We start from the raw sequence: 6,615 nt of genomic DNA, 5'->3' as shown, positions 1-6,615 counted from the left end.
TTTTTTGGCATCGCGGTATACATCTTCCTTTTTGGCAAAGCATTGCGTGCTTTGTTCTAGGCTGCATATTGTCGCTATTTTTACTCAATACGCCAGTCTTTTTTTTAACAATTACACTGGTTGTACTAGTGGGTGTATTAACAATATCTAATCTTAAGACAAAGATTGTTGTTATTAGTGCGTTTTTATTCGGTTTGGCATATCCAATTATCTACTACCACTGCGTCTATGATACTCACTTGAGTTATGCCGAATTACAGCAAAAACAGCTAATTAAAGGAAAAGTCGAGCGCATTGATGACTATTTATATACCTATCGGCTGAGTGTCAAACCATCTGTATTAGGCACAGAAAAAATAGCTAAATATAAAAAACTCACACTACAACTTTATTTAACCAAACAGAGTTTCGATAAAAACACAGTGAGAATAGGGGATACAATTACAACACGTGCAAAATTAAAACCCATTGTGCCTGTCGTAAATGAAGGGATTTTTGATCGTCGCCTTTATAATTTTTATCACGGCATAAAATATAAAGGCAGCATTAGCAATAACAGTCTATTTAAAGTAACCCACAAAGATATTAAGCAAAGAGCGCTATTTATAAACTTCTCAGAATATTCTTGGCTTTACTCAGCTGTTTTATTTGGCGATACCAGCAAAATGCCAAGAGAATTTAAAGATATATCAAGACAGTTAGGCATTTCACATTTATTTGCCGTTTCAGGGTTACATATGACGATTGTGTTTGCTTTTAGTTATTGGGTTATTCGAGTTTTCTGTCTGTTTTTTAATAAATTTAATCGTTTAATGGTATTACCACTTTTAGTAGGCATTCTATCTTGTGCGTTATATTTACACTTTTCTAATTATGCCACTTCTGCGCAACGTGCTTTTATCATGCTTTGTGCTTTTTGCCTCTGCTGGCAAATTAGTCGTGCATACATTGGCTATCGAGCCCTTATCTTTGCGTTACTTTGTGTATTTATTTTTAACCCGTTTGTGCCATTAACTGTTGGTTTTTATTTTTCGTTTGCTGCAGTGTTAAGTATTCTTCTTTCGCTCGATTTAATCAAAAAACTTAAAATTAAGTCTTACTTAGCTAAATTTTTCGTTCTTCAAGTTGCTATTACAATAGCGTTAATACCAGTTACGGTATTCTTTTTTAATGGTTTTAGCATTTATAGTTTGTTTGTAAATTTAATTGCCATTCCTTTTTTCTCAGTTGTGCTCATGCCTGCCATCTTATTGGCTACGTTACTATCAGCACTATTGCAAACAGATTTATTTATACTCTTACTTGAACCACTACTTGCTTTGACTGTGGCTAGCATTAATGAACTAAATGGTATTGGGTCTTGGCTAAATTTGCCAAGTATCAGTTGGCAATTTACAGTTTTGCTGCTGATCAGTAGTCTACTTTTGCTTTACATCCGTTATTCACTTTATTTAACACTGCCATTAATGGTGTTTTATTTATCTCAAGAAAGTTTTAACCAAGAGCAATTGGTGATCAGGGTGTTAGATGTAGGTCATGGATTGGCAGTGTTGATAAGTGACAATAATCAAGCTTTTTTATATGATCTTGGGGCAAAATACAGTGATTACAGTTATGTAAAAAGTGTGATTTTGCCGACATTAAGAAACAATAATCTTAAATTGATGCGTACTGTGATTAGCCATGATGATAATGATCACAGTGGCGGTTTAAGCCATATTATTGAAAATGGCAAATTAGCTACTATGAGTGGCTTTGGCAAAGCATGTAACTTTAAAGCAAACTGGTTAACTAACGTCACATTTGAATCAATCTCACTAAACTCAAAATTTAAATCAGACAATAATAATTCGTGTGTAACTTTAGTTACTTATAAACATTTTAAGTTGTTGCTGACAGGGGATATTGAGAAAAATAGAGAACAGGTTCTTTTAAATGATACAAGAATTGCTGATATTGATGTGCTTATCTCTCCACATCATGGTAGTAACAGCTCCTCAACAGGCGCATTTATTAAACATACTAATGCATCTTGGGTGTTTCACTCGGTGAATGCGTATAATCGTTGGAAATTCCCTTCGCTAAAAGTGGTTGAACGTTATGCTTTTAATAATGCAAAACAGTTAGCTACTTACCATGGCGCAATCAAAGTAAATGTAACGGATACAAACTACACAGTTAGTTCGCAAAAACTGCTAAAAAATTATTGGTTTCTAGTTGATTAACACTCGGTTCGACTTGGGTTTTAACTGTAGGCGCTATACAATAAGCACAAATCAACTTAAGTTTCACTCATGTCGACCTCATCAGAATATTACAAACGCTTATTAACCTATGTAAAGCCTCATAAACTTGCAGCTACCTTTGCCATAATTGGTATGTTGGGCTACGCCGCAATGGATGGTCTTTTTGTATATTTGATGGATCCTTTTATTGAACAAGGGTTAACTGCTAAAAATCAAGAAGTCATGAAATGGGCGCCCGTTGTGGTGATTTTATTGGTGCTATTTCGTGGCGTGTTTAACTTCGTTTCAAGTTATTGTTTAGCCAATGTGGGCTCTCACGTGGTGATGGCAATTCGCAAAGAATTGTTTGCTAAGTTACTTCATTTACCAGTGTCATTTCACGATCAGCATTCAACCGGTGAGTTAATTTCAAAAATTACCTTTGATGCAGAGCAAGTACAAACAGCGATAACAAAAGCCTTGATCACCATAGTGCGAGAAGGGGCATTTGTTGTTTTCTTAGTGGTTAATATGTTGGTTGCTAGTTGGCAACTTTCATTGCTGTTTATTTTAGTCGTCCCCATTGTTGCAGGCATTGTATCAATCGTGTCTAAACGCTTTCGTGTTATTGCAAAACGCATTCAAGATGCCATGGGAGGCGTAACACGTGCGTCAGAACAAATGGTGAAAGGGCATAAAGTTATTCATTCATTTGGTGGTCAAGAAATTGAACAACAACGTTTTGCCGATGTAAATAATCGTAATCGTCAACAGCGTGTAAAAATGGATGCGACGAAAGCGCTGAGCGTTGCCAGTATTCAAATTATTGCTGCATCTGCCATCGCAATGGTGTTGGCTGCAATTGGCTTTAACCTTGTAGAGCCTATTTCTACAGGCGCATTCGTTAGCTTATTAACCGCAATGATGATGATGCTACGCCCGTTAAAACAGCTATCAAATGTGAATGTTGAACTGCAGCGTGGTATTGCTGCAGCAAAAAGTATTTTTGATATCTTAGATTTGGAAAATGAAAAAGACACCGGCTCAAAAACGCTGGAAAAATGTCAGGGTCATATCACAATTGAGAGCTTGTCGTTTGCCTATCCAAATACCGAGCGCAATATTTTAAACGAATTAACCATGGATATTAAACCTGGTCAATCCGTAGCCTTAGTTGGTCGTTCAGGCTCAGGCAAATCAACACTCTCAAACCTGTTACCACGTTTTTACGATACTTATACCAATGGCGATATCAAACTCGACGGGCTATCGGTTAATACCTTTGATTTAACTTGGTTACGCGAACAATTTGCAATCGTGTCGCAACAAGTTGTGTTATTCAACGATACTATCGAGAACAATATCACTTACGGCTATAAAGATGATATTACCCCTGATAAACTGCAAAAAATTGTTGAGCAATCGCACGTTTGGGAATTTGTAAAAGATTTACCAGAAGGTTTACAAACCATTGTCGGTGAAGATGGCGTAATGTTATCTGGTGGCCAGCGTCAGCGTATTGCTATAGCGCGAGCATTGCTTAAAAACGCACCAATTTTGATTTTAGATGAAGCTACGTCAGCACTCGATACTGAGTCAGAAAAATTAATTCAACATGCGTTAAACGATTTAATGAAAGGGCGCACGTCCATTGTTATTGCGCACCGCTTATCAACGATTGAAAACTCTGATGTCATTTATGTATTAGATAAAGGGCAAATAATCGAATCAGGTTCGCATGCTGAGCTAATTGAAAAGCAAGGTGCCTATTTAGCACTGCAAAAAATGCAGGCTAATGACTAATGAATGTGATTGAAAAAAGCTGGTATCAAAAATTTGGAATTACTTGGCTTTTATTACCGTTAAGTGCGCTGTTTTACCTAATTACGCTATATCGCTTCTATCGCAAGCGAAGATTACAATTGGCGACTGACACACCAAAAGTCATTGTTGTGGGTAATATTGCGGTAGGTGGCACAGGCAAAACACCCTTTACCTTGTTTCTTGTCGATTATTTGAAGCAAAAAGGCTTATTGGTTGCGGTTATTTCACGTGGCTATGGTGGTCAAACTCAAAGCCAACCTTTATTAGTAACCGATAACATATCGCCAGAGGTCTGTGGTGATGAACCTAAGTTGATAGCCGTTCGCACAGGCGTACCTGTTGTAGTGTGCCCAAATCGAAATTTAAGTATCGACTATTTAAAGAAGCACATTAATCCTGATGTGATTATTGCTGATGATGGATTGCAACATTACCAAATGGCGCGCGCTATGGAGCTTTGCATTGTTGATGGGAAACGTCAATTTGGTAATGGCTTTGTTATGCCAGCCGGTCCACTTCGCGAAGCGAAAAGCAGACTAAAACATGTTGATTTAACCATTACTAATGGCGCTGCAGAGGATAACGGGTACCAGCTAACGGTAGATGGTGTATATGGCATAATTGATGGACAAAAAGTTTCCAATTTAGACAGCCCAGTTCACTTAGTGAGTGCAATAGGTAATCCCAGCCGCTTTGAGCAAAGTGTGAATGAGCAGAATATTCTGGTGCACGGACATACTATTTTTAAAGATCATCACACATACAGAGAAGGTGATTTTGCCGCACTAGACGGTGCAATCTTAATGACTGAAAAAGATGCGGTAAAATGCCAGTCATTCGCGAAAGCAAATTGGTATTATTTAAAAGTTACCGCTAAACCGACTAAACAACTGGTCGACAAACTCGACCAGTTATTAATTGAAAAAGGGATCCATAATCATGGCGTTTGACACAAAATTACTCGAAATCATTGCTTGCCCTGTAACAAAAGGTCATCTTAAATTTGATCGCGAAAATTTAGAACTTATTAGCACGCAAGCAAAACTCGCTTACCCAGTAAGAGATGATATTCCGGTATTGCTTGAAGAAGAGGCACGCGAATTATCACTTGAAGAGGTTGAAAAGTGGAATTCGTAGTCATTATTCCAGCGCGTTATGCGTCGAGCCGTTTACCGGCTAAACCACTGGCTGATATACAAGGCAAGCCAATGGTTCAGCATGTATATGAAAAAGCGCTGGCATCAGGTGCAAAACGGGTAATTATAGCAACGGATCATATTGAGATAGAAGCCGCTGTTAAACGCTTTGATGGTGAAGTTTTAATGACTCGTGAAGATCATGAGTCGGGCACAGAACGCCTTGCTGAAGTAGTGACAAAACTTAACTTACCAGATGACACAATTATAGTGAATGTACAAGGTGATGAACCGTTAATTCCACCGCAAAACATCGCGCAAGTAGCAAGTTTGTTAGCATCTGATTCGGCACCAATGGCAACGTTAAGCGTGGCAATCGACGATATTGAAGAAGCCCTTAACCCTAACGCGGTAAAAGTTGTAGCTGATAATCACAATAATGCGTTGTATTTTTCGCGTGCAACGATTCCTTATGATCGAAACCGCTTTTTAGGCAAAGATGAAATTTCTGAAATTGGCGATTTCTATCAACGCCATATTGGTATTTATGCGTATCGTGCGGGTTTTATTAAAGAATATATTACTCTTGAGGTATCACCGCTTGAGCAAATCGAATCATTAGAGCAGCTACGTGTGTTGTATCATGGCAAAAAGATAAAAGTACAAACGGCAATCGAAGCGCCGCAGCCAGGAGTTGATACGCCTGAAGATCTCGCTAAGGTGAATGCTTTTTTAAGCAAGTAAGTTGATGAGTTATCCAATAGTATTCGCATGCGATGAATTTTATGTGGTGAATAAACCCCATGACGTAAGCTTCCATAGCGAAGATGGAGAGGGGTTTTTTGTACTGTTTGAAAAGCAGGTGAATGAAAAGCTCTATCCAGTACATCGCTTAGATAAAATGACATCGGGCTTAGTTATTGTTGCGAGGACCAAACAAGCTGCTGCAGAATTTGGTGATTTGTTTAGCCAAAAGCATAAAAACACACTTGAAAAATACTATTTAGCCGTTGCGCAAGGTAAACCTACAAAAAAACAGGGTTGGGTAAAAGGCGACTTGGTTAAGGCGCGCCGTGGGTGCTATAAGCTACAAAAAACCATGGAAAACCCCTCTGTAACGCGGTTTCAATCGCAGTTAATTGAGCCCAGTTTACGTTTTTATTTGCTGCAACCAATTACTGGTAAAACGCATCAGCTGCGGGTTGTGCTTAAAAGCCTATCGGTGCCTATTTTAGGCGATGAACGCTATGGCGGTGAGCATAGCGAACGTGGTCATTTGCATGCATATGCGATTAAATTCACGTTTGGTAATACACCATATCATTTTAGTGTTAAGCCATGCGGCGGCTTATTTGAGCACGGTGAAACAAAAAAGCTTATCGAACAATGGCACACGCCTTGGCACGAATTTAATTAAGGTTAAAAATTAC

The 6,615-nt window shown here is 38.4% G+C and carries 6 protein-coding genes; all 6 read left to right on the top strand.

What is annotated here, in order from left to right:
• Positions 1 to 2,225: DNA internalization-related competence protein ComEC/Rec2 (locus tag ON073_RS04890; RefSeq protein WP_274760741.1), on the top strand; the 2,225-nt coding region annotated here is incomplete at its 5' end.
• A 69-nt stretch (positions 2,226 to 2,294) separates the two neighbouring features.
• Positions 2,295 to 4,028 (top strand): lipid A export permease/ATP-binding protein MsbA, encoded by a 1,734-nt coding sequence (gene msbA, locus ON073_RS04885; RefSeq protein ID WP_274760740.1) that lies wholly within the window; start codon positions 2,295 to 2,297, stop codon positions 4,026 to 4,028.
• On the top strand, positions 4,028 to 4,999 hold the full coding sequence (lpxK, locus tag ON073_RS04880; RefSeq protein ID WP_274760739.1) for a tetraacyldisaccharide 4'-kinase: 972 nt from the start codon (positions 4,028 to 4,030) through the stop codon (positions 4,997 to 4,999). Before msbA ends, lpxK begins: the two co-directional genes overlap by 1 nt.
• The gene (locus ON073_RS04875; RefSeq protein ID WP_010560034.1) at positions 4,989 to 5,186 is read left to right on the top strand and encodes a Trm112 family protein; all 198 of its coding nucleotides are present in this window, start codon (positions 4,989 to 4,991) and stop codon (positions 5,184 to 5,186) included. Before lpxK ends, ON073_RS04875 begins: the two co-directional genes overlap by 11 nt.
• Entirely contained in the window at positions 5,174 to 5,929 is a 756-nt protein-coding gene (gene kdsB / locus ON073_RS04870) for a 3-deoxy-manno-octulosonate cytidylyltransferase (protein ID WP_274760738.1), read from the top strand. The genes ON073_RS04875 and kdsB overlap by 13 nt, the downstream gene beginning before the upstream one ends.
• Positions 5,930 to 5,933: 4 nt before the next feature.
• Positions 5,934 to 6,602: a pseudouridine synthase gene (locus tag ON073_RS04865; RefSeq protein WP_274760737.1), complete on the top strand. Its 669-nt coding sequence runs from the start codon at positions 5,934 to 5,936 to the stop codon at positions 6,600 to 6,602.
• Positions 6,603 to 6,615 lie beyond the last annotated feature (13 nt).

This window comes from Pseudoalteromonas sp. G4 (assembly GCF_028875915.1).
In the GTDB taxonomy this organism is placed as follows: domain Bacteria; phylum Pseudomonadota; class Gammaproteobacteria; order Enterobacterales; family Alteromonadaceae; genus Pseudoalteromonas.
The sequence above is the reverse complement of the archived record's forward strand: the minus strand, read 5'-3'. Positions and strand labels throughout refer to the sequence as shown.

Excerpts from the sequence above, each read along its gene's own strand:
- ON073_RS04865 (WP_274760737.1), top strand. The coding sequence starts at position 5,934 with ATGAGTTATCCAATAGTATTCGCATGCGATGAATTTTATGTGGTGAAT.
- msbA (WP_274760740.1), top strand. The coding sequence starts at position 2,295 with ATGTCGACCTCATCAGAATATTACAAACGCTTATTAACCTATGTAAAG.
- ON073_RS04875 (WP_010560034.1), top strand. The coding sequence starts at position 4,989 with ATGGCGTTTGACACAAAATTACTCGAAATCATTGCTTGCCCTGTAACA.
- lpxK (WP_274760739.1), top strand. The coding sequence starts at position 4,028 with ATGAATGTGATTGAAAAAAGCTGGTATCAAAAATTTGGAATTACTTGG.